Source organism: Pseudoalteromonas sp. P1-26 (genome assembly GCF_001401795.1).
In the GTDB taxonomy this organism is placed as follows: Bacteria; Pseudomonadota; Gammaproteobacteria; order Enterobacterales; family Alteromonadaceae; genus Pseudoalteromonas.
The window spans coordinates 66,386-91,020 of the sequence record NZ_LKDX01000008.1 but is presented as its reverse complement, the minus strand read 5'-3'; the positions used below and the strand labels follow the sequence as shown (position 1 = coordinate 91,020).

Sequence of the window (24,635 nt, the reverse complement as noted above, 5' to 3'; positions counted from 1 at the left end):
CGTTACTACGTGGCTTTTTTGTTTTTACATTGGTTTACAGCAGTTCCTGTGTTTAACCGCAAATTACTAGACATTCTAATGCTTTAATTTTACTTTCATTTTATTAACAATAACTAAAAGTAAATTTATTATGATCAAGAAAACACTAGCATGTGCAATTGTTGTTGCATTGGCGGGCTGCGGTGAATCTACCCCAACAAAAACAGAACAAACAATGAAAACTGCAGAGGTTAAAGCTGCTGTGAATTATCCAGAAACTAAAAAAGGCAATGTTGTTGATGAATATTTCGGTGAGAAAGTAGCCGATCCATACCGTTGGTTAGAAGACGATATGAGCGACGAAACAGCCCAGTGGGTTAAAGCCGAAAATGACGTTACCTTTTCTTATCTAAAAAATATTCCGTATCGCGATGAGCTAAAAACTACGCTTGAAAAGTTGATGAACTATGAAAAAGTCACAGCGCCATTTAAAGAGGGTGAGTACACCTACTTTTATAAAAACGATGGTCTGCAAAATCAGTATGTAGTTTATCGTAAAAAAGGCGACTCAGAAGCTGAGGTTTTCTTAGATCCAAATACTTTCAGTAGCGACGGCACAACCTCAATGTCGGGCTTAACATTCACAGAGGACGGCACGCTAGCGGCTTATCAAATCTCTGAAGGCGGCAGTGACTGGCGTAAAATTATCATTATTGATACAGCGACTAAACAACCAATTGAAGAAGCATTAGTCGATGTAAAATTCAGCGGTATCTCTTGGCTTGGCAACGAAGGATTCTATTATTCGAGCTACGATAAGCCAAAGGGTAGTGAGCTGTCTGCAAAAACAGATCAACATAAAGTTTACTACCATAAGTTAGGCACGGCACAAGCAGATGACCAATTAGTTTATGGTGGCACAGAGGCTCAGAAACATCGTTATATTGGTGCTGATGTAACCCGTGATAATCGTTATTTAATAATTGCTGCAAGTACTTCAACTTCAGGTAATAAACTTTTTATCAAAGATTTAACTAAGCCTGACAGCGAGCTAGTGACGATTTTAGATAACACTGACTCAGATACCTCAATTATTGATAATGACGGCTCGAAACTGTATTTAGTGACTAACTTAAACGCGCCAAATAAACGTGTAGTGACTGTTGATGCAGCTGATCCAAGCCCAGAAAATTGGCAAGATTTAATCCCAGAAACTGACAATGTGCTTAGCCTTTCAAAAGGAGGTGACTACTTCTTTGCTAAGTATATGGTTGATGCGATTTCGCAAGTAAAACAATACGATAAATCAGGAAAATTGGTGCGTGACATCAGCCTGCCAGGTGTGGGTACTGCATATGGCTTTAGCGGTAAGCACGATGCACAAACGCTGTATTACTCATTTACTAATTACACTACACCAGGCAATACCTATTCGTTTGATGTTGAATCAGGTAAGTCTGATGTATACCGCAAGTCGGGCGCTAAATTTAATAGCGAAGAATATATCTCTGAACAAGTGTTCTATACATCAAAAGATGGCACCAAAGTTCCGATGATAATTTCGTACAAAAAGGGCACCGAACTTAACGGTAAAAATCCGACTATTTTATATGGTTATGGTGGCTTTAACGTGAGCCTAACACCAAGCTACAGCCCTACAATTGCGGCATGGCTTGAGCACGGTGGTGTATATGCTGTTGCTAATATTCGTGGTGGTGGCGAATACGGTAAAGAATGGCATGTAAATGGTACACAGCTTAAGAAACAAAATGTATTTGATGACTTTATTGCTGCGGCTGAGTACTTAAACAAAAAACAATACAGCTCACCTGATTACCTAGCGGTACGTGGTGGCTCAAATGGTGGCTTATTAGTTGGTGCGGTTATGACACAGCGCCCTGAGCTATTTAAAGTTGCGCTTCCTGCTGTAGGTGTTTTAGATATGCTGCGTTACCACACCTTTACAGCGGGTGCTGGTTGGGCGTATGACTACGGTACGAGTGAACAAAGTAAAGAAATGTTCGAGTACTTAAAAGGTTACTCACCAGTTCATAATGTAAAAGAGGGTGTTAGCTACCCAGCAACCTTAGTAACAACAGGGGATCATGATGACCGTGTTGTGCCTGCGCATTCATTTAAGTTTGCAGCAGAGCTACAAGAAAAAGGTGCGAATCAAAATCCGTATCTTATTCGCATTGAAACAAATGCAGGCCATGGTGCAGGAACACCAACAAGTAAGATCATTGATCAATACGCTGATATTTATGGCTTTACCCTATACAACATGGGTGTTAAATCGCTATAAGATATTACTTAACTAAAATGAAAACGCCGAGCTAAGCTCGGCGTTTTTATATCTAATAATCGAGATGTTTATAAATCGATACCCAGCGCGAAAATCATTTTGTAATCTTCTTTTTCTGGTACTACACCGTTTTCATCGGCAATCGGGTCAGCTAAATAGTCCCATACTAATGACATATCAAAATCAATATCATCGGTGATCTCAAACTCAAACGCAGCCATCGCATATTGAGAGTCACCACCTGCATCACTGTTTGCAGTTAGGTAGCGGTAATTAAAGGTAAAATCAATTTTCTTGGTGACCTCTAGCTCGTAATTAGTGCCGACAAAATATGACCAAGATGAATTTGATTTTTCTTCACCCGTAGCGACAGTATCAAACTCAGTTTTTTGATAAGCAGGGCCTGTTGAAAAATCCCATTCTGTTTTATCGGTATCCATTACATAGTAACCAACACCGGCACCCACAGTGTACTTGTTAGCGATATTTTGAAACGGATCACGGTAGTACTCAAAGAAGATAGGGCGGTAATACATTTTTTGGGTCTGAAACCAGTCGAAGGTACCGTTAGCGCGAATGTTGTTTTTAGTGACTTGCTCATCGCTGGTGGTGCGGTAACCTAAAAACTCTGCGAGGAAACGGCTAGACGCCGTACGGCGCTTGATATCTGCACGAGCCGAATATTCGGTTTGGTCAGTATTACCTTTTGATATATCGGCACCTAGTGATATTTTCACTGTCCATGCACTGAGTTCGCTTTCAACTGAAGGAGCAATAGAGACTAAATCGCGATAACGGTATTTAGCTTCTTGTTCGCCAACTTTCACAAAACCACCAGAGATATTTAATGTGCCGCTTAGCTCATTACCATCGTTAAAGCGCACAGTATGGTGGCGATCTGAGATAATCATGTAGACATCTTCTCGATCAATAATTAATGTGTCGAGTACATCACTGTCGAACTCAATCTCTTTATCATACATGGAGACTAGCTCGCCTTTGAGCCATTCGCCCGAATTCAGCCGTACCCAATCGAAATGAGTGGCATCTTTTATGATTATGCCGCGTTCTTCAAGAAGCGGATCAGGAAGTGATTCTGCAGCATAGCAAGCAAATGAGCTTGCTACAGCAGCACTAATAAGCAGGTATTTTTTGAGCATTATTTCAATCCATGTTAAATAAAATGCATTCAAGGGGTGAGGTTGTTATTACTATAACCTGTTTAATTTTAGAACAATTTCAACTACTGTTCAAAAATTACTTAAGCAGATGGCAAAAACAAGCGCTGATAGGTTTTATAAGCATATTCATCACTCATCCCTGATAAGTAGTCACATATTATGCGCATTGCATTATCACCTTGCTGGTGCGCATTTAGCCACATTTCTTGGGTTGTTTCAGGTAATAAGCGCATTGGGTCGCTGGCAAAAGCACTAAATAACTCAATCAACAGGTTTTGCCCTTTAAATTCAACTTGCTGCATCTTTGGCTCGCGAATTAAACGTTTAAAAACAAAATGTTTTAGCACGTTAAGAATTTCGGCAAATTCATCCGGTAGGCTTACTGTGTATTGCAGTATTTCTGATTCGAAATCTGCGTTTTGTACAACTAACTGAGCGTTAATAATAAAGGTGTTAACCAACTCACCAATAGCGTCTTTACGCTCATACTCGTGATGAGAAAAGAGTCTGGCGGTTATCGAGCTCAAATGGGTGGTTAGCCATGCAGAGTCAAGCTCTTGTAATTGTACAAGGGCATGATTTTGCCAATCAGCCAGCGTTAAAACCTCTGTAGCTATGGCATCTTCTAAATCATGTACGGCATAAGCAATATCGTCAGCTAATTCCATAATTGCTGAGTCTATCGATTTGTAATGGGTTTTAGCTCTAAACTCATCAACCTTATAATGACTACTGAGCAGCGCTTTGTCGTTATTCGACAGTGGCTCAATGATCCAGTCGAAAACATCTTTATCGTCTTTGTATAAGCCTTTGGCAGGGCGCCAATGGTCAGCTTTAATAAAGCTACGCTGCTCACTCAAAGGTGGAATGCTGTGCCATAAATCATCAATAAAGGCTGGGTATTTAATAAAACCTAACAAGGTGCGTCTGGTTAAATTCATACCATAGCCATTTGAATAGGGCTCAAGCTTAGACACAATTCTTAATGTTTGGGCGTTACCTTCAAAGCCACCATGCTCGCGCATCATGTAATTTAATGCTATTTCACCACCATGACCAAAAGGAGGGTGGCCAATATCATGAGCAAGACATAGGGTCTCGAGTAGGCTACCGCTCGGAAAATTCGTAAATTCAGGGTGCTGCTTTTTTAGATGACGTAATAAACCACTGCCAATTTGAGCAACTTCTAAAGAATGGGTCAGACGGGTTCTATAAAAATCATTTAAGCCAATACCCATAATCTGGGTTTTAGCCTGCAACCGCCTAAAGGCTGCGGCGTGGATGATTCGAGAGCGGTCAACTTGCCAAGCTGAGCGGTTATCGTTTGGACGATATTTTTGCTGATCAATAATGCGAGCTTGCCAAGATTGGCACATAAAAATAACCTACCTTTTTCTCGTTTGCTTGCTTTTCAGTATACGCAAGCGCTTGAAAATTGCGAGTAAATTGGCGCTAAATCACGCTATTTTGGTAAAGGTTTAGGTAATTCTCTTAGGGCAAATTCGCCAAAAATAGAGGGTTTTGGTATACTTCGCCTTTGTGTGTGCGTGACGTTACCGCACATGAGTAGTAGTTTATATGAGAGAATACATGCTTAATTACGTTTTTCGAGCTTTACTTGCTGCTTTTTTTGCATGGGCGTTGTTATCGCCATTTGTAGATAAAGAAGTAGTAGAAAGTGGGTCTGAACAATCGCAGACAACGCCAAAAGGGACCCAGCGCGTAATCAAAAAAGAAAAGCCATTACATAATGTGAAACTGCCAGATTTTGCAGCTTTTACTGATGTGAAAGAAAAGAAACATGCATTTTTTGATTTTATTCGCCCTCATGTTGAGGCCGAAAATAAAAAGATTCTACAGCAGCGTGCGACTCTAGAAATCGCGCGCATGATGCTGGAGTACAATGAGCCACTAAGTAACAAACAGCAATCAGATATTAAAAAAATACTGAATAGCTACAAGTTGCCTACCACCATAGATACTTTATCGCTTACCCAGGCACTTCGTCGTGTTGATATCATTCCTAAAGAGCTTGCGCTTATGCAAGCAGCTAATGAGTCAGCATGGGGTACGTCACGCTTTGCACGTATTGGCTTAAACTTTTTCGGTCAGTGGTGTTATAAAAAAGGCTGTGGCATGGTTCCTCGTCGCCGTGCCAACGAAGCTGCTCACGAAGTGGCTGCATTTCAATCGGTACGTGCTGCTGTAAACTCTTATTTTAAAAATATTAATACCCATGCGGCGTATAAAGATTTAAGATCAATTCGTGCTGATTTACGTCGCCAGCAAAAGCCAATTGATGCAACTAAGCTAACACAAGGTTTACTGTCTTACTCTGAACGACGTGAAGCGTACATTGAAGAATTGAATAAAATGATAAATCAAAACAGAGCTTACTTTGATGAATAAACTCCTTCCATGGTTAAAAGCAGCAACCATCGCGGTTGCGCTAGGTGCAGTTGCTTCAAAGGCCGCTGCAACAGAATTTGTTGTTGCCTATGATGGCTTTTACGATCGTTTGAAAGTTGTTAATAAAGGCGAGTTTCAATACGCTCAAGTTAACTTTTATTTGTCTGATATTGCTAGCAACGAAGTATGCACAATTAAATCAGGTAAAATAATTACAGAAAAACAAGAGTTTGACCTAACATATACAGATAAGGCTCAGTTACTTTTACCTTTTGATAAGCAACTAGATACTGATAAAGCCGTAATTGTTGTTCAACCTGAAAATCCAAAACATGAATGCCAGTTAAAGTTACAAATTGAAGCAACTGATCTGGCTGATTTTGAACTCAGTAAAGCGAACTTATATACGTTAAATGAAGAATTTGACGAGCTTTTATCTGATTTGTCAGGCTTTTTTGTTAGCAAATTAATGTGGTTTTTACTGCCTGAACAACAAGGTGTTGTTCTTAAATTTAATGGCCAAGATGCTATTTCGGCAAATGACGTTAGCTGTAAAGAGCAGCGTTGTTCAATAAAAGTAACAGACGACTGGCAAGACGATAACACAGTGCTTAGCAGTCATGCTGAGCTCATCAGTGCCACACCGTGGATTGTTAAATAGCGACCATATATTGGTAAAGCGTTTTAATATTGACAAAAAGGACCTTATTAGGTCCTTTTTTCGTTGTGAAGCAGATAGTTCTTATGTCTCTTTTTTTAAAGAGTTTCCTCGTTATTTTGGTTTAGCATCAAAATCTGAAATTCATCGTAAGCAGTGCAGTTACTTTGACTGTTTATTTTATCTACATTATTCCCTTTAATTCATATCTTTTCTAACTATTTGTATTGCTGTGCATTTAAGAATTAGCGTGTTTTTAGATCTGAAAACAGTATGAAAATATGCGTTTTTACTGATTGTTTCTTGCTATAGATAAAAGGTTTAATTTTATTTTAGCATCCTTATTTTTACTTAATTATTAAGTGCTAACCTTCTATTTTTAAATGATTTTTCAAGAATTGAAAATATAGATTTAGATCAAGTTACTTAGCAATAACTGGCTTAAAGTAAAACTATAAAGATCTCAATATAGGTAGTTATAGTTTAAAAGGAGTCGTTATGCAGACAGTCAATGTCGAACCTGTATCAGTTAAACAGCAGAAATTAGCCGAAGCCAATGCGAAGCAGGATGTGGTTTTTGATCTAAATGTTAAAAACCCAAGCTTAAAGTGGAATGCTGACGGTAAATACCCATATAAACGCAAAATGGACGTAGTTGAATACGAGCGTCATAAACACGAACTGCAAATCGAGCTTTTAAAAATGCAAGGCTGGGTAAAAGAGACCAACCAGCAAATTGTGATTTTATTTGAAGGTCGAGATGCGGCGGGTAAAGGTGGCACTATTAAGCGCTTTATGGAGCATTTAAACCCTCGTGGGGCGCACGTGGTGGCTTTAGAAAAACCATCTGCAAGAGAGCGTGATCAATGGTACTTTCAGCGTTACATTAACCACCTGCCAACAAAGGGTGAAATTATATTATTTGACCGTTCTTGGTATAACCGAGCCGGTGTTGAGAAGGTAATGGGGTTCTGTGATGATCACGAATATTTAGAGTTTATGCGTCAAACTCCTCAACTTGAACGTATGTTGGTGAATAGCGGTATTAAGCTATTTAAATATTGGTTTTCGGTCAGCAGAGAAGAGCAATTTAGACGCTTTAAATCTCGCCAAAATGATCCACTCAAACAATGGAAGCTAAGCCCAGTTGATATGGCATCACTGGCTAAATGGCATGATTACTGTGATGCCAAAGATGCCATGATGTTTCATACCCATACTAAGGATGCACCTTGGACACAGATTCGCTCTGATGATAAAAAGCGCGGGCGTATCAACTGTATGCGTCATTTCTTAAGCTGTTTGGATTACCCAGAAAAAGATCACGAAATTGTGAATCGTCTCGACCCGCTTATTGTCACAGAACCTACCCGCATGTCTGCACGTCAGTAAAGGAGAATACTATGCAAAATTCACAGTCAGTATTTGAGAAACGTCTTTCTAAGCTCGAAAAAATTCTCGAAAAGAGTAAAAAAGAAGTGGCCAAAACCACTGAAATTGCAAAAGATGCAGCACTTAAAGCACAAGCAGCTGTAGAGTGAGCTAGTGAAGCAGAGAAACTAGCCGAAAATGCTAAAAAGCGCTTGAAAGCAGCAAAAAAGCAATTAAAAGAGGCTAAAGTGTTAAAAATAGCGCAGAAAAATGCGTCGAAAAAGTCGGCAATAAAACGTGCTAAACGAATGGCAAAGAATAAAAAAGCTAAAACTAAAAGCGCTTAAAGTTAACAAAGGGCACAGGGCTCATGTGCCCTTTGTTTTTTATTAAGCGTATAGCTGGACATTTTTACGATTCTCGATATGCTAAACCTTACTTTTTCAGGGACTTAAAAGCATCTTAATGAAAACTTCAGCGCCTATTTTTGTTATTTTACTGCTATGTTCAGCTTGTAGCAGTCATTCACCTATCAACCAAGAAATGCAAACTAAGTTGCAAGGCTCATGGCAGTCTACAAATAGCCCAGTTTGTGAAGCTAATTTTCATACCATAACGTTTAAAAATAAAACATTAGAAATCTCTTATGATGAGCAGGGCTATATTTCCGCGTCTGAAGCGAGAAAAACCTTCGTTTACAATATTCTCTCAGCAGAGAAAAATTTAATCCGTGTGCAGCTTGAAAATGAAACCCGCTTAGATAAAAAGGGCAAGCCTGTGGTTTGGCATCTAAAACCTCTTAGAAATGATAAATACTGTTGGGGCAGAGATGATTGGCCTGACCTTGCTTGTACAGCTTCTCGTTACAAATGCACAGTAAAATAAATCAGTGATCAGTTTACAGAGGTCAGAAAATTAGAGCTTTCAGCCTGTAAATTGAAGAACCTGAGGCCCTATACCCAAAGCGCTTTGCTTTACGTGGTATCTCTACGAGTGAAGCGCTTTAATTATCCCATGCTAATCATTTCAACTGGCTTAAAAAGTCCGTATAATCCACGCCGAACTTTTTACTATGAAACATGGCTTACAAAAGCCTGTATGAGCAGAGCAAATGAATCAAACTGATACTAGAAAAGAAACTCTTGAATTTAATAAACTTCAAAAGCGTCTAAGAAGGCATGTTGGTAATGCGATTACTGATTACAACATGATTGAAGACGGTGATGTTGTTATGGCATGTATCAGTGGTGGTAAAGATTCTTTTGCAATGCTAGATATTTTGCTTAATTTACAAAAAGCAGCGCCGATTAAATTTGAAGTGATTGCAGTAAACCTTGATCAGAAGCAACCTGGTTTTCCTGAGCACATTTTGCCTGATTACTTTGAAACGCTAAATATCCCGTATTACATCGTTGATAAAGATACTTACTCAGTAGTAAAAGAAAAAGTACCAGAGGGTAAAACTACCTGTGGTCTGTGTTCACGACTTCGTCGCGGCACACTTTATTCATTTGCAGAAAAAATTGGTGCAACTAAACTAGCACTTGGTCATCACATGGATGATATCGTTGAGACAATGTTCTTAAATATGTTCCATGGTTCACGACTAAAAGCGATGCCACCAAAATTGCGCTCTGATGATGAACGTAACGTGGTAATCCGTCCGTTGTCATATTGCCGTGAAAAAGATTTAATTAAATACGCTGAGCACAAAGACTTCCCAATTATTCCTTGTAATTTATGTGGCTCACAAGAAAACCTGCAGCGTCAATCAATCAAAGCCATGTTGACTGAGTGGGATAAGAAAACTCCAGGTCGTGTTGAGAGTATCTTTAAGTCTTTACAAAATGTTAGTCCAAGCCAGCTTGCAGACAGAAACTTATTTGATTTTGAAAATTTACCACTTGATAGAGAAGGCAATCGTGAAAGCTATGACTTTAGCGAGGCGGTGGTCTCATCAACAAACATTGATGAATCATTATTTATTGATGTAACAAATATATAAAAAGAAAAAAGCCCCAAACTGGGGCTTTTTTAATGCATATTTAAAAGGTTATTTAGCAAGTGGGCTCACATAGCCGTCTGGTTTTAGTGCTAAAACATCGCAGTCAAGGCTATCAATAACATGCTCTGCTGTGTTACCGACAAGCGCTGCACTTAAGCCAGTACGTCCAACTGTACCTATCACTACTAATTCGCTGTTGAGGCGTGCTGCCACATCAGGAATAACATCTTCTGGTAAGCCTTCTTCAATGTGGCAATGAGCTTTATCAATATCAAACCCTTCAGCTAATGAAAGCGTTGATTCAAAGTGATGTTTTTTAACTGATTCGTTATAAACACCTGGGTTGAATTCAGGGATTTCAATAGCGATATTAACTGGAGTTGCTGGGTAGGCATTAACTAAGTTAAGCGTTGCGTTGGCCAAATCACAAATGAAACGAGCGTCATTGATAATACGCTTATTAAGTTCAAGGTGTTGTTCATTCTCACTCACTGCGTTCACAGCAGCTAAAATATTGCCTTTTTCCGGCCACTCTTTCTCTTTAACAAGTAAAACTGGAGCAGGGCACTTACGAATGAGGTGCCAGTCAGTTGGCGTGAAAATAACAGACTTAAGTGTATCGTGTTGATGAGTGCCTTTGACAACAAGGTCAAAACCATCGTTGATCACGGTATTGATAATGGCTTCGTAAGGGCGGTTATGCCAAACCACACAGCTATCAATGGTAAGCTCTGGGTAAAGGGCAATTTGTTCATTTAACCATTCTTGGCGGTCTTTTATGACGGCTTCGCGCATTGCTTCACGCTCATCAGCAGAAAGCATTGTGGTCATTTCATAAGAGAAGTCGTAGATACTGAGGAAAGCGGTGATGGTCGCGCCAGATTTTTTGGCTAGATCAATTGAGCGGCTTAAACTATGTTGCTGCTCTTTGGTTGGGTCTATAACTGCTAAAATTCGTTTAATTGCGTCCATGTGCTGCTCCTTAACTGTTCCGCAAAAAGTAGTACTTTGAGTGTAACCTAAATTTAGAACAGTTAAAGGGGCAAACAATATAAAGTTGCGTTAAATCAAACTCTATTTACATTTAATCGCTGCTGTTGCTGCAAGCGCTTGCTGGTCCAAAATGGTGATAAATTTACCTTCAACCTTAATAAAACCAGCTTTTTGGAAGCGGCTTAAAAGGCGGCTAATTGTTTCAACAGTAAGGCCTAAATAATTACCGATTTCACCACGTGTCATGGTCAAACGGAATTCTTTTCGTGAGAAACCACGTTCACCAAAACGCTCTGCAAGATTATAAATAAAACTTGCTAGACGCTCTTCAGCTGACTTTTTATTGAGTAACAATAACATTTCTTGGTCATAGTTAATTTCATTACTCATTAAACGCATAATTTGTTGGCGTAGCTTAGGTAATTTACCTGCTAATTCGTCTAGAGTATCGAATGGAATTTCACATACCATTGAAGTTTCAAGGGCTTGTGAGAAGCTTTGATGAGCCATTTTGTTAATAGCATCGAAACCAACTAAATCACCAGCTAAATGGAAACCAGTAATTTGTTCATCACCTTGTTCTGACAAAGTATAAGACTTAAACGAGCCAGAGCGTACCGCATAAATGGCATTTAAGCTTTCGCCAGACTCAAATAAATAATCACCTTTATGCAGTGGTTTCTTACGTTCGATGATTTCATCGAGACGATCCATTTCTTGACCGTTTAATGAAAATGGCAAACATAGCTGGCTGATACTGCAATTATTACAGCTAATTGTGCATAAGCCTTTTGACTTGTTTTGTGAGAAGTCCATACATCAAATCCATTCAAATAAGTTAACAACACGTAAGATTAATGAATTAGCTTATCGGTTGCTATAATTAATAAGTATATACCGTACCATATTATTACGCTGCCTAGAATAACCCTAGTCCAAACATGGTTGAAAATAGTGTTAATTTTCTGGCTGACGAGTCCTACGCTTATCATGGCAGGAAAGGTGCCTAACGCGAAAAACAACATCACACCTGCACCATGTGATGCTGATGGGCTAGTCAGTGCCCAGGTTAGCGCTGAATAAACTAATCCACAGGGCAACCAGCCCCACAAAGCGCCATAGAGTAGGGCTTTTGGGGTAGTATCGACCGGTAATAAATAACGATTAAGTTTAGCTAAATGCTGCCATACTAGGGTTTTGCCAAGTTTTTCTAGCCACTGTAGAGTTGCCGCTAAACGCATAATGTAAACCCCAACAAGGAGCATAAAAATACCACTCAAAAACGACAACGCTATCGATATAGAAGTATTTTGCGCTGCAAAGCGACTACTAATTCCTGCTACAAGAGCACCGGCAAGCATGTAACTGAGTGCGCGGCCTAGGTTATAAGCAACCGAAAAGCTCACTGCACGGTTTTTGTTGGCGGCAAGTTGTAAACTACTGGCAATGCCACCACACATCGCTAGGCAATGACCACTACCTAACAAGCCCATTATAAATGCACTAATAAACAGCGGATCAATCATTACTTTTGTTGTGCTGCTCTTTATCGTCTTCGAACAGGATACTGTGGCCCTGTTTGTTTAAATCAGAAAATTGTTCGCTTTTTACAGCCCAAAAGAAGACCCCAATGGCAATTAGCACAAATAAAATGGCAATTGGGATAAGCATGTAGATGATACTCATAGTTTTAATAACCTTAATGAGTTGGTAATAACCAAAATGGAGCTTGCAGACATACCAATTACAGCCATCCAAGGAGCAACGAGCCCAAGGGCTGCCAATGGTAAAATCGAACCATTGTAAATAAGTGATAATGCCAAGTTTTGCTTAACAATACGGCGTGTCTTTTTCGAGACAGTAAGCAAATGCTCTATGGCTGTTAGATCACTATTGAGTAATACCACATCGGCACTATTTTTGGAAATATCAGCGCCTGTTTCCATTGCAATAGATAAATGGGCACTGGCAAATACTGGGCTGTCATTCACGCCATCACCCACCATAGCAACAATGGCACCTTTACTTGCAAGTGCTTCGACATGGGTTTGTTTGTCGCGAGGGCTACATGCAGCATGCACGGTATCTAAATTGAGCTGTTTTGCAATTCGCTCACCACTGTTAGAGGCATCGCCCGTTAACATATGGCACTTAATTTGTTGCGAATGAAGTGTAGTAATCAATTTTTCTGCGTTATTACGAAGGCTGTCGGCTAAGTAAAAGCGCGCAATGACTTGTTTATCGATATATAAGGTTGCTTGAGCATCTGCTTTTTCGGTATTAAACCAACCGCTTTTACCTATCGCAAGGTGCTGATCATTGAGTAAAGCGGTAATGCCTTTACCCGGTTCGATAGTCACATTTTCAATAGGGTTCACTGTGTCGTTGAAACCAGCGAATGCATTAGCAATAGGGTGCTCAGAGAAACTTTCAAGTTGCGCTGCTAGTCGTAATGCATCTGCTTCACTGTACTGGCTATTTACTAGCTCAACGCGCTCAATGGTAAAGCGACCTTGCGTTAAAGTACCAGTTTTGTCAAAAGCAATATCGGTTAATTGTGGTAGCGTTTCTAACACGTGGGCTTGTTTTATTAAAATTCCACGCTTAGTAAGGCTGGCTACAGCGCACGTGAGAGCGGTTGGAATTGCTAAGCTAAGCGCACAAGGGCAGGTTGCAACAAGTACAGAAATAGTAACCCAAAAGGCATGCTCGGGATCTATTTGATACCAACCAATTGCTGTTATTGAGGCGAACACTAATAAGCAGGCAACAAACCACTGCGCTACTTTATCTGTTATCTCAACTAATCGCGGGCGCTTGGTTAACGCTGTGTGTTGTAACTTAATAATTTGATTAAGCAGGGTATTTTGACCGATTTTGTTGATCTCAATACTGATCACTCCATCGTGGTTAATCGTTCCTGCGTAAACTTGATGGCTGACAAACTTGTTAACTGGCTGGTGTTCACCCGTCATCATGGCTTCATCAACGGTTGTTTGACCTTTTGTAACAATACCATCAGCAGGAATAGTCTCGCCTGCTTTGATTAATACAACATCACCCAGTTTTAGTTTTTTAGCGGCAATTATCGATTCTTGGTTATTCTCATCGATAATTCGAGCTGTAAGCGGCAGTAACTTTTGCAAATTAGCGGTAAATTCACTGGCTTTTAAACGGGCTCTAAATTCTAAATATTTACCTAATAACAATAAGAAGGTAAACATACAGATAGATTCAAAATAAACTTCGCCAACCGACATTAATGTGGCATAACAGCTTGCCCCATAAGCACCAAAAATCGCTAATGAAACGGGTAAGTCCATATTCAGCTGTTTGGCTTTTAAACCATTAATGGCATTGGTTAAGAATGGCAGGGCACTGTAAAGAATAACTGGAGAAGCAAGCACTAAGCTTATCCAGCGAAAATACTGCTCAAAGTTCTCTTCCATGCCAGAGAACATGCCAAAATACATGGCAAAAGCAAACATCATTACTTGCATGGTCATCAGACCGGCAACCCCTAAACGGCGAATGTAGGCTTTTGCGGCTTGTTGTTTTTGGCTTGCTTCAAGGTCTGCCTGAAACGGATAGGCTTTATAGCCGATTTCATGTAATGAAGTGATAATTTGGCTAAGCGGTGTAACCGATTTATCCCATTGGATCATGGCACGGTTGGTTGAAGTATTTACATCAACACGTTTGATTGCTTTTAAGTTAAGTAGTTGTTTTTCGATTAACCAAGCGCAGGCAGCACAGGTGATGCCTTCAACCGTTAATAGTACTTCTGATAAATCATTAGTGGCTGAAATAAACTCGTCTTGAATATCTTCGTTATCGTAACTTTTAATCAACTCGAGTTGCTCTGGAACAAGTTGTTCAACTTTACCAGAGCGCACAGTTCTAAATTTATAGTAATCGGTCATGCCTTGGGCGACGATATTCTCAGCAACCGTTTGGCAACCAATACAACACATAGGTTGTGCCTTACCGTCTATTTCGACAGTCGCATTAAAGCCTTTTGGCACACTTTCAAGACAATGAAAGCAATTATCGGACATTAGAGTTTACTACTTATATTCAGGGCTAATCGAAATCGTTTTATCAGTTGGCAAAATGACATCTTCTTTAAGTTTCCAACTGTTATCGATTGGTTCAATAAACACTGTGTATGCACCGTCAACATGGGTGTCGAGTAGGGCAGTAAAATCGCCATGGGCGTTTTTCATTAGGCTTACATCAAAGTCATTGGCTTTAATGGTGCGATGATAAAATGACATTTTTAAAGAGTGAACATTGCTTGCATCACCCTTGGTGAAAGTGAAAGTTACTTTGTCGCCTGCAACATTTAAATCGCCATGTAAATAAAGTGCTTTTGCTTTATTAAATTTGCTGAGTTCAAGGTTAATTGCTTTGCCTTTTTTATAGTAATCATCAACAACCATATCTGGGCCGTTGCCAATCGCCATATAAATAAGACCAGCACAGCCGATGATGGCTGCAAGAGGAAAAGAGATTAAAAACCATGGCCAAAAGTTCTTATACCAAGGAGTGGGTTTCATAGTACTTATACCTTTAAAAACGTTGTACGCATTTTATCGGATTTAAAAGCAAAAGACTAAAAAAAAGCCTCCAGATGGAGGCTTTTTTGATCTTAATTAATCTATTGAATTAAAAGATTAATTGTTTATACATTTTATTAACCGCGTGGTTATTTATCTTGCGATAAGCTGTAAACGTACGCTGTTAATAAGTGAACTTTATCTTCACCTAAAATGTCTTTCCATGCTGGCATTACACCGGCGCGGCCATTGATTAGTGTTTCTTCAACAGCACGTTTAGAACCACCGTATAACCAGATGTTATCTGTTAGGTTAGGTGCACCAAATGGTAAATTGTGTGCAACTGAACCTTTACCGTCAGCACCGTGACACGCAGCACACATTGCAAACTTAGCAGCACCTGCAGCAGCGTCTTTTTGGTTAACAGTACGGCCTGAAAGGCTAAGTACGTGAGCAGTCATTTCTTTAATGCCTTGCTCGCCAAGTGCATCACCCCAAGGTGGCATCGCAGCAACACGACCGTAAAGAAGTGTTTCTTTGATCTTGTCTGGTGTACCGCCGTATAACCAATCGTTATCCGTTAGGTTAGGGAAGCCTTGACCACCACGTGCATCTGAACCATGACATTGTGCACAGTTTTGTGAGAATAAACGTTGACCAATCTCAAGCGCTTTTTCATCTTTAACTAGTGTTTCAATATCTTGTTTTGCGAATGACTCAAAGATTGGGCCAAAACGCTCATCAGCAGCAATAAATTCTTGGTCTAATTGAACGTTCTCACCGTTAGCTAATGCTTGTTCAGTCGCTTCTTTAGACTCAGCTAAAGAAGTAATACCTTGGTTAGAACTTGTCCACTTACCTAAACCTTCCCAGTTACCTAAACCTGGGTAAGCAGCAAGGTAGTATACAGACCAAATGAATGTCGCGAAGAACATGTAAGTCCACCATTTTGGTAGTGGGTTGTTTAGTTCTTCAATGCCGTCAAACTCGTGACCACAGCTTTCGCCTTCTTTAACACCTGTGTAGTTTTTTAAGTTCCACAGAAGTAGGCCGAAGATGATAGCAAGACACGCTAGGGTTAATACGATAACCCATATACTCCAAAAGCTAGTCATTTCTCAGACTCCTTTTCCTCGTTAGAGATTGTGTTGTTGTGTTTTTTTTCATCTTCAAATATGGCATTAGCAGCGTTATCAAATCGGCTTTTGCTACGCTTGCTGTATGCCCATACAACAATCACAATAAACAGTACTAAAATTACCAGAGTCAAAATGCCTCTGTATGTTCCGTAATCCATAATAATTACTTCAAGTGTGTGCCAAGCTGTTGTAAGTAAGCGATTAGAGCTTGCATTTCAGTTGCGCCTTCACCATTGTTCATGGCTTCGATTTTCGCAATGTCAGCTTTTAGCTCTTCGTCGCTTCCGTAACCTTTACCGTCGTAACGGTCGCTTGCTTTGTCGATTCCGAAGCTATCACGGAATACTTGAAGCTTTTTAAGTGTATGGGTCGTATCGACTCTGTTTTCGTCTAACCAAGGAAACGCTGGCATGTTTGACTCAGGAACCACAGCACGTGGGTCCATTAAGTGAGCATGGTGCCAATCGTCTGAGTAACGCTCACCAACACGAGCTAGGTCAGGACCAGTACGCTTAGAACCCCATTGGAATGGGTGATCCCATACTGACTCACCAGCTACAGAGTAGTGACCGTAACGCTCAACCTCGTCACGGAAAGGACGAATCATTTGTGAGTGACAGTTGTAACAACCTTCACGCACGTAGATATCACGACCTTCCATTTCTAACGCTGTAAGAGGGCGTAAGCCATCAACAGGTTTAGTCGTATCGTCTTGGAACATTAGTGGAGTAATCTCAACTAACGCACCAAAGCTGATTGCAAAGACAGTCAAGATAGCCATTAGGCCAACGTTCTTTTCGACTATTTCGTGTTTGTTTTGTGAATTATTATTGCTCATCGTGCTACTCCATTATGCCAATTGTGCGTCAGCGTCTAATTGAAGCGAATCTTTCTTCGCTGCAATAGTACGATAAACGTTGTAAGCCATAATTAGCATACCTGTTACGATGAATACACCGCCTAGGAAACGCATGATATAGAACGGATACGAAGCTTCTAATGACTGTACAAAGCTGTACATTAACGTACCGTCTGAGTTTACTGCACGCCACATTAGACCTTGCATTACACCTGAAATCCACATTGCTACGATGTATAGAACAACACCAACAGTGTGTAACCAGAAGTGCGTGTTAACTAGTTTAACACTGTACATACGGCCTTGTGAGAATAGTGCAGGGATTAGGTGATAGATAGCACCGATAGAAATCATTGCAACCCAACCTAGTGCACCTGAGTGTACGTGACCTACAGTCCAGTCAGTGTAGTGAGAAAGCGCGTTAACTGACTTAATAGCCATCATTGGGCCTTCGAACGTAGACATACCGTAGAAAGATAGAGAAACAACTAAGAAACGAAGTACTGGGTCAGTACGTAGTTTATGCCATGCACCTGATAACGTCATGATACCGTTGATCATACCACCCCAAGATGGAACGAATAGGATTACTGACATAACCATACCTAAGCTTTGCGTCCAGTCTGGAAGCGCAGTGTAGTGTAGGTGGTGAGGACCTGCCCAGATGTATAAAGAAACAAGAGCCCAGAAGTGAACTACCGATAAACGGTAAGAGTAAACAGGGCGACCTGCTTGTTTTGGTACGAAGTAGTACATCATACCTAAGAAACCAGCAGTTAATAAGAAACCAACAGCGTTGTGACCGTACCACCACTGAACCATTGCATCTACAGCACCTGCGTAGATAGAGTATGATTTAGTTAGTGAAACTGGAATTGCCATGCTGTTTACAATGTGTAAAACGGCAACAGTAATGATGAAACCAGCATAGAACCAGTTCGCAACATAGATGTGCGATACTTTACGCTTGATTAACGTACCAAAGAATACAACTGCGTAAGTTACCCAAACAACGGCGATAAGAATATCGATTGGCCATTCAAGTTCAGCGTATTCTTTTGAGCTGGTGATACCTAATGGTAAGGTAATCGCTGCTAGTACGATAACAAGTTGCCAACCCCAGAAGGTGAAGGCTGCTAGTTTATCTGAGAAAAGGCGCGTTTGACATGTACGTTGTACGACGTAATAAGACGTCGCAAAAAGTGCACTTGTACCAAATGCGAAAATTACTGCGTTCGTGTGTAACGGACGTAGTCGAGAGTAAGTTAACCATGGTGTATCAAAGTTAAGTGCTGGCCAAGCTAATTGGGCAGCAATCAGAACCCCAACACTCATGCCAACGATGCCCCAAATCACTGTCATAATAGCGAATTGGCGTACAACTTTATAATTGTACTCAGTTTGTGATGCTACTGTTTGGCTCATTTTCTGGCTTCCGCTGCAATAAATGCGTTTTAGAAATGAATTACCCACTTTTATACAAAGTGGGGCCTACTATTACTTCACAAGCGTGTTACCTAAAGCCAACTTAGCGGTGCTAGCTTCAGAAAACAAACTCGAGAAACCCTTATTTTTGCGATGGAAATGATAAAATTTTTGACCTTAAAAAGATAGGTCAATTGCATAAAATTATGACATCAATCAAATTTTAGCGCTTTGTTGGTTATTTTTTGTCAGAGATTGTATTTTTATTAGCTTATTCCATCTAGCATGGTTGTCTTTTCGCGGGTAGCTCACTAGTATCCGCTTTTATTTTATACAGGCAAATAGAGTGCGAACTAGTTTATTACCCGTTTTCCTTTTCAGTGTATTTTTAGCTGCATGTGATAGCCAAAGTATAGAAGAGGGCAGCACAAGTACAAGTTGTGAGAACAATAGTCATTGTTATTACCCTAATAATGCAGAAGTTTGGCTGAGCAACCCAGATGTCAGCCCTGAGCTGCCTTTTGCAATCAACCTAAAGCTGCCGAAAGATGCTAAAAACCTCTCTGCAAAACTTGAAGGGGTCACTATGTATATGGGTTTTATTCCACTGCAGTTTAAACAGACAGGTCAAGTTTGGGTTGCTGATACTATGGTTGGCGCATGCTCTGAGCCTGTAATGACCTGGAAAATGATGCTCACTTATACTACTGGTGACAATCAACCACAAACTTTGCTTTATTATTTCGATTCACTGCAAACTCGATAACATCTTCCCTTATTATTGTTGATCACAGCTTTTGATTATTTAAAAGCTGTGATTTATGTCATTCCTTCGTCATCTTTTTCTACTTTAATGTTCTTTATTAGTCGTATCTTTATACGGTATTGCAAACTGACGGAACAAAAACAAAAATTCTTCCTCTAATACACTGTTTAACGGACTAACTTTGTCTATTTAGTTAATTTTAGTGAATAACTATGGTTAGCAGTCTTACCAAGCTTTTACGGTTTTTATAACGTTGTGTGATCAACTTGTAAAAATTTCATTTGTAGCACTAATCGGCCTTTAGTTACACTTGATTACAAAGTGCGTGCAATTGATTTCAATCGTGTTTTTTTTGCTACTTAATAATGTTAGCTTGCTGATGTGGCAGTGTTTTTTTCTGTTAACATTGATACATCGTGAAACCTTATTACCTAAAATGGATACGCTATTTTTGGGTTGTTTTTTCTTTAACCTGTCATTCAGTTTTCGTTCAGTTAACTGGGCCTAAGTTGCCCTCCGCTGACTCGTGATTCTAATAATAACGAGCGCTACCTGACTAAAGGTAAATTTCCAACAAGTAGGGTTTTCACATGAAAAAATCAATTCTTGGTTTAGCTGTTGTTTCAGCAATCCCAATGTTCTCAAGCATGCAAGTTTTAGCTGCTGATGATGCAGCAGAGTCTATTGAAAAAATTCAAGTTACAGGTTCTCGCATTAAGCGTACCGATATGGAGACGTCTAGTCCTGTAACTTTAATCGGCGCAGATGACATCAAAGCAATGGGTGCATCAAGCATCGATGGCGTTCTACAAAAAATGACTGCAGCAAGCGGTGCGATGACTAACCCTGCTGTTAACAACGGTTCAGGCGGTAACGCACGTGTTGACCTACGTGGTTTAGGCGCACAACGTACTCTAGTATTAGTAAATGGTCGTCGTATGATCAACTCTGGTACTGGCGCAGCATCTACTGTTGACTTAAACACAATCCCAGTATCAATGATCAAGCAAGTTGAAGTACTAAAAGACGGCGCATCTGCTGTATACGGTACTGACGCGGTAGCTGGTGTTGTTAACATCATCTTAAAAGACGACTTCGAAGGTCTAGACATGAACCTTAACGGTGCTATCACTGGTGAAGGCGATGCAGACGAAACGTCTTTCGATATCACAATGGGTTCAAGCTTTGACCGTGGTAACGTTGTAATTGGTTTACAATACACTGACCGTGGCGACGCTTCTCAAGCAGACCGTGATTTCTCTGATTGTCCAATCGAAGAAGATTACGAAAACGGTAGCTTCTACTGTGGTGGTTCTTCTTACACGCCTTTCGGCCACGTTTGGGCTGAAAATGCAAGCTTACAAGGTCAAGCAGACGGCGAGTGGCACGATTTCACTTCAGCAGGTGATGCTTACAACTACTCAGCAACAAGCTACCTTTACACGCCAATGCGTCGTTTAAACCTAACAGGTATCGGCCACTTTGACGTAACTGATGAAACGCGTTTAGTTTCTGAGTTCACTTACTCTAAGCGTTGGTCAACTCAACAAATGGCTCCACAGCCAGTATGGTTTGACTTCACTTACGATGCAGACGCAATGGGTGATTCACTTCTTTCTCACGGCGTAGCTGACGGTGAAGACATCTCTTACGGTCGTCGTATGACTGACGTAGGTCCTCGTGGCTATGAGCAAGTTGTTGACACTGTACGTGCAGTAATCGGTCTTGACGGTGCATTCGACAACGGTTGGGGATGGGATACTTCAGTAGTATTCGGTCGTAACGACTCAGTTGACCGCGCAACTAACCTACTTAACATGGGTTCAATCCAAGACGCAATCGAAGAGGGTACTTTCAACCCTCTTAACCAAGCTGATTGGTCAGGTAGCAACCTTGCACAATACAACTACACTGAAAACAACTCAGGTGGTAGCCAATTATTAGTTCTTTCTGCTGGCCTTAACGGTGAAGTAATGGAACTTCCTGCTGGTTATGTTGGTTTCGCTGCTGGTATCGAGCGTCGTGAAGAAAAAGCATGGTACGTTCCAGATTCACTAACTTCACAAGGTCTTGCAAATGACCCACGTGTTGAACCAACTGGTGGTCGTTTTGACGTAAACGAAGCTTACGTTGAATTCGCTGTTCCACTTCTAGCTGACGCACCATTTGCTCAAATGGTTGACTTAAGCGCTGCTGTTCGTGCATTCGATTACAGCACATTTGGTTCAGATGAAACTTGGAAATTAGGTCTAACTTGGCGTGTAAACGACGAACTAATGCTACGTGCTGTTCGTTCAACTGCATTCCGTGCTCCGACAGTATCTGAGCTTTACCAAGGTAAATCACCTTCATTCGAACAAGTTAACTTCCCTGGTGCACAAGACCAAGCTGAAGTAACTGTTGGTGGTAACGACCAATTAACGCCAGAGCTTGCTGATACAGTAACTGCTGGTTTCGTATACGCTCCAGAATGGTTCGACGGTTTCTCAATGACTGTTGACTACTACGAAATCGAAATTGAAAACTCAATTTCAAGCGTAAACAACCAGTACATCGTTGAAAACTGTCTTGATGCTTCTACTGGCGCATACAAGAACCAAGATACTGCTCTATGTCAGTCTTCTGCAATCAACTTCAACCAAAGCACTGGTCGCATTAGCTTCAACAACCAATTACAAAACATTGGTAATGAATCTACTAAAGGTTACGACGTAAACTTCAAGTATGCATTTGAAGCTGCAGGTCTTAACTGGCGCACAGGTCTTGATGTAACAATCCTTGATGAGTACATCGTTGATTCAGGCACAAGCACAATCGATTACACAGGTCTTGTAACTTCAGGTATCGGTAGCTACGCGAAAGTTAAGTCTAACTTCACTCTTAACGCGTCTGGCGACAACTGGGATGCACAATACCAAGCACGTATGATCGACGGCCTAGACAGCTACGCATGTCTTGCTGACGACAGCGAGTGTCTAGTACCAAGCGTTGGTACTGTTGTATACCACGACATCAGCGGTTCATACATCCTGAACGACACAGTGTCATTCTCTGCAGGTGTTAACAACTTATTCGATAAGCAAGCACCTTACTACTCAGGTAACAATGACTCAAACACTGACCCGTACACATACGATGTACTAGGTCGTCGTTTCTTCGCTGGTATGAACATCAAGTTCTAATCTAGTTTGAAATGATTACTAAGGCCCAGTTTTTACTGGGCCTTTTTTATTGTCTGAAAGCCTATCAACGCGTAAACTATAGAGGTACTTTTAACAAACGAGGTGATATTGCTTAAACAAGACGAAAACTTATCTTTTATTATTGAGCCTGAGCTTAAACCACGCACAGAGCAACGACTCGACCTGTATTTCTCCATTCCGAATGAAATGAGTGTTAACCCACAAACACTGAGCGAAGAATCATTCTTTAATAATAACTTTAAATCGCACCTTGCGTATAACGCTAACAACATTCACTTACCCTTAGTTAGAAGCCGCTTTGTTAGTAAAAACAAAGGTGAACAGCAAGATTATCGGCAAAACTTAAACTTATATTGTTATCAAGTTCGACTCGCGCTGAATGCCGATATTAAAGACACCCTAAAACACCAAGAAGCCGATGAGTTTTACCCTGCAGCCATTGAGTTGTGCGAGCAAACCAAAGGCTTGTTGAAAAAACTAAGACGCTACACCCCAGATGATGAAAAGCTACTGCCATTTTATAAAAACGCTGATAACTACTTAAGCTGGCATGTAGAGCAGTCATTTTTGAAACTACTGGATGAAGGGCCGCGCAGTAGTGATTTTGCAAAAGAGCGCAGTGAGCTATTAGAGTTTTGTAAAGCTGAAAACAGTTACCGTGAAGAGCAAGAATATAATTCGCAATCAACACTTGAAGATGCCAACCGTATCACCAACAAAATGCGCCTATTACAACGTTTGATTGAGCATGGAGTGGTGCTTACACGTAGCACGCGTCACTTAAACAGTTATTTAAAACGTATGGTAAAGGGCACGGTGACCGCTGTGATCATGGCCTTTGTGATGTTGGTTGTGTTAAATGCTCGCTCAAACTTTACCGAAGTAACAGCGACGTTGATTTTGATCTTGGGTGTTATTTATGGTCTTCGTGAAATATTTAAAGAAGACATAACACGGGTGATCTGGCGAGCTATCGTACGAGGGCGACCTAAATGGCGCTTTCAATTTAAAAACAGCATAACCAAAGACAAAATTGCCAGCCAATACATTTGGCTTGAATACACCAGTTTTAAACGCCTGCCTAAAGCGGTAAGAAGAATTTTTTCAAAGCGCCGCCATCAAAATAAACAGGCTGCTCAGTGGCTGCATTTTGCAAGCGAAACACAAGTTAACGCTAAAGAGTTTTTACCTGGCTACGATACCTTGCAACAAACCATGCAATTTAGCTTGGCACCGTTTGCTCGCTATTTAAAGCGGGGTGAAGGTAAGCTCTATCATCTAGATAGCAATAAAATCTCTAAGAAAGCCGTAGAGAGGCGTTATCAGTTAAATGTGGTATTAGTGTTTACACAAAGCGAAGATGAAACTTTGTATCAGCGCTACAAGATTACGTTAAATCGCAGCAAAATTGTCAATATTGAGCGTATTTACTCGCAAACTGACATTTTGAAAGATGAAAGATGAAAGATGAAAGATGAAAGATGAAAGGGTGGCCTTGGCCACCCATTTCGGTTTATTTAGCGTCTAAACCTGTTTTGCTGTAAAGCGACACTTTGTCTGATACTAAGGTGATTTCGATGTTTTTATCTTTGTTACCCCAGATACAGTTAGTGTGTAGTGTCTTTTCTTCACACTTATCCGCTGAACCTAAAATAGCTTCAACTTCAGTTTTATCCATACCAATTTCAATTTTTTCGTAGTTCTCTAAATTTACTTTTGAGCAACCAGCTAAAGTAAGTGCCGCAGCCGTTGCTGCAATTGCCATATATTTTTTCATAATTGT

General features: G+C 40.5%; 23 protein-coding genes. 10 read left to right on the top strand and 13 right to left on the bottom strand.

The window, feature by feature from the left end; all coding sequences use genetic code 11:
- The first annotated feature begins 130 nt into the window (after positions 1-130).
- The gene (locus AN394_RS06560) at positions 131-2,284 is read left to right on the top strand and encodes a prolyl oligopeptidase family protein (protein WP_055021048.1); all 2,154 of its coding nucleotides are present in this window, start codon (positions 131-133) and stop codon (positions 2,282-2,284) included.
- A gap of 68 nt (positions 2,285-2,352) precedes the next feature.
- Here the strand turns inward: AN394_RS06560 and AN394_RS06555 are convergent, their stop codons facing one another.
- A complete protein-coding gene (locus AN394_RS06555) occupies positions 2,353-3,444 on the bottom strand; it encodes a DUF481 domain-containing protein (protein WP_055021047.1) in 1,092 nt (363 codons plus the stop codon).
- Between the two features lie 101 nt (positions 3,445-3,545).
- The gene (locus tag AN394_RS06550) at positions 3,546-4,841 is read right to left on the bottom strand and encodes an anti-phage deoxyguanosine triphosphatase (protein WP_055021046.1); all 1,296 of its coding nucleotides are present in this window, start codon (positions 4,839-4,841) and stop codon (positions 3,546-3,548) included.
- 214 nt (positions 4,842-5,055) lie between these two features.
- Between AN394_RS06550 and AN394_RS06545 the strand changes: the two genes are divergently transcribed.
- The 6 genes from AN394_RS06545 (at position 5,056) to ttcA (ending at position 9,908) form a co-directional block, all read left to right on the top strand.
- Positions 5,056-5,874, top strand: a complete 819-nt coding sequence (locus AN394_RS06545) for a glucosaminidase domain-containing protein (protein WP_055021045.1) — start codon at positions 5,056-5,058, stop codon at positions 5,872-5,874.
- Positions 5,867-6,535 carry a DUF2987 domain-containing protein gene (locus AN394_RS06540; RefSeq protein ID WP_054561320.1) on the top strand — a complete coding sequence of 223 codons (669 nt, stop codon included), beginning with the start codon at positions 5,867-5,869 and terminating at the stop codon, positions 6,533-6,535. Before AN394_RS06545 ends, AN394_RS06540 begins: the two co-directional genes overlap by 8 nt.
- 495 nt (positions 6,536-7,030) lie before the next feature.
- A complete protein-coding gene (gene ppk2 / locus AN394_RS06535; protein WP_082422950.1) occupies positions 7,031-7,924 on the top strand; it encodes a polyphosphate kinase 2 in 894 nt (297 codons plus the stop codon).
- Between the two features lie 11 nt (positions 7,925-7,935).
- On the top strand, positions 7,936-8,073 hold the full coding sequence (locus AN394_RS22025; RefSeq protein ID WP_161805750.1) for a hypothetical protein: 138 nt from the start codon (positions 7,936-7,938) through the stop codon (positions 8,071-8,073).
- A 295-nt stretch (positions 8,074-8,368) separates the two neighbouring features.
- On the top strand, positions 8,369-8,788 hold the full coding sequence (locus tag AN394_RS06530; protein ID WP_055021044.1) for a hypothetical protein: 420 nt from the start codon (positions 8,369-8,371) through the stop codon (positions 8,786-8,788).
- 226 nt (positions 8,789-9,014) lie between these two features.
- Positions 9,015-9,908, top strand: coding sequence for a tRNA 2-thiocytidine(32) synthetase TtcA (ttcA, locus tag AN394_RS06525; RefSeq protein WP_054561325.1), 894 nt, complete (start codon positions 9,015-9,017; stop codon positions 9,906-9,908).
- Between the two features lie 48 nt (positions 9,909-9,956).
- Here the strand turns inward: ttcA and uspE are convergent, their stop codons facing one another.
- The 10 genes from uspE to ccoN form a co-directional block, all read right to left on the bottom strand.
- Positions 9,957-10,880, bottom strand: coding sequence for a universal stress protein UspE (uspE, locus tag AN394_RS06520; RefSeq protein WP_055021043.1), 924 nt, complete (start codon positions 10,878-10,880; stop codon positions 9,957-9,959).
- A gap of 102 nt (positions 10,881-10,982) precedes the next feature.
- Positions 10,983-11,717: an FNR family transcription factor gene (locus AN394_RS06515; RefSeq protein ID WP_054553050.1), complete on the bottom strand. Its 735-nt coding sequence runs from the start codon at positions 11,715-11,717 to the stop codon at positions 10,983-10,985.
- A gap of 38 nt (positions 11,718-11,755) precedes the next feature.
- Positions 11,756-12,427: a sulfite exporter TauE/SafE family protein gene (locus AN394_RS06510; protein WP_054561327.1), complete on the bottom strand. Its 672-nt coding sequence runs from the start codon at positions 12,425-12,427 to the stop codon at positions 11,756-11,758.
- Entirely contained in the window at positions 12,420-12,587 is a 168-nt protein-coding gene (ccoS, locus tag AN394_RS06505; RefSeq protein WP_054553052.1) for a cbb3-type cytochrome oxidase assembly protein CcoS, read from the bottom strand. Before ccoS ends, AN394_RS06510 begins: the two co-directional genes overlap by 8 nt.
- On the bottom strand, positions 12,584-14,959 hold the full coding sequence (locus AN394_RS06500; protein ID WP_055021042.1) for a heavy metal translocating P-type ATPase: 2,376 nt from the start codon (positions 14,957-14,959) through the stop codon (positions 12,584-12,586). Before AN394_RS06500 ends, ccoS begins: the two co-directional genes overlap by 4 nt.
- Positions 14,960-14,968: 9 nt before the next feature.
- Complete coding sequence (locus tag AN394_RS06495) at positions 14,969-15,460, bottom strand: FixH family protein (protein WP_054561329.1); 492 nt, start codon at positions 15,458-15,460, stop codon at positions 14,969-14,971.
- A gap of 149 nt (positions 15,461-15,609) precedes the next feature.
- A complete protein-coding gene (gene ccoP / locus AN394_RS06490; RefSeq protein WP_054561330.1) occupies positions 15,610-16,575 on the bottom strand; it encodes a cytochrome-c oxidase, cbb3-type subunit III in 966 nt (321 codons plus the stop codon).
- Entirely contained in the window at positions 16,572-16,757 is a 186-nt protein-coding gene (locus AN394_RS06485; RefSeq protein ID WP_054561331.1) for a cbb3-type cytochrome c oxidase subunit 3, read from the bottom strand. Before AN394_RS06485 ends, ccoP begins: the two co-directional genes overlap by 4 nt.
- A gap of 5 nt (positions 16,758-16,762) precedes the next feature.
- Complete coding sequence (gene ccoO / locus AN394_RS06480; RefSeq protein WP_054561332.1) at positions 16,763-17,437, bottom strand: cytochrome-c oxidase, cbb3-type subunit II; 675 nt, start codon at positions 17,435-17,437, stop codon at positions 16,763-16,765.
- A 12-nt stretch (positions 17,438-17,449) separates the two neighbouring features.
- Positions 17,450-18,883, bottom strand: a complete 1,434-nt coding sequence (gene ccoN / locus AN394_RS06475) for a cytochrome-c oxidase, cbb3-type subunit I (protein WP_036967883.1) — start codon at positions 18,881-18,883, stop codon at positions 17,450-17,452.
- Positions 18,884-19,229: 346 nt separating this feature from the next.
- Between ccoN and AN394_RS06470 the strand changes: the two genes are divergently transcribed.
- The 3 genes from AN394_RS06470 (at position 19,230) to AN394_RS06460 (ending at position 24,316) form a co-directional block, all read left to right on the top strand.
- Positions 19,230-19,649, top strand: coding sequence for a hypothetical protein (locus AN394_RS06470; protein WP_055021041.1), 420 nt, complete (start codon positions 19,230-19,232; stop codon positions 19,647-19,649).
- Positions 19,650-20,239: 590 nt separating this feature from the next.
- Positions 20,240-22,831 (top strand): TonB-dependent siderophore receptor, encoded by a 2,592-nt coding sequence (locus tag AN394_RS06465; RefSeq protein WP_055021040.1) that lies wholly within the window; start codon positions 20,240-20,242, stop codon positions 22,829-22,831.
- A 108-nt stretch (positions 22,832-22,939) separates the two neighbouring features.
- Positions 22,940-24,316, top strand: a complete 1,377-nt coding sequence (locus AN394_RS06460) for a hypothetical protein (RefSeq protein WP_054561335.1) — start codon at positions 22,940-22,942, stop codon at positions 24,314-24,316.
- A 49-nt stretch (positions 24,317-24,365) separates the two neighbouring features.
- Here the strand turns inward: AN394_RS06460 and AN394_RS06455 are convergent, their stop codons facing one another.
- Positions 24,366-24,629, bottom strand: a complete 264-nt coding sequence (locus tag AN394_RS06455) for a hypothetical protein (protein ID WP_054561990.1) — start codon at positions 24,627-24,629, stop codon at positions 24,366-24,368.
- Positions 24,630-24,635: the final 6 nt, after the last annotated feature.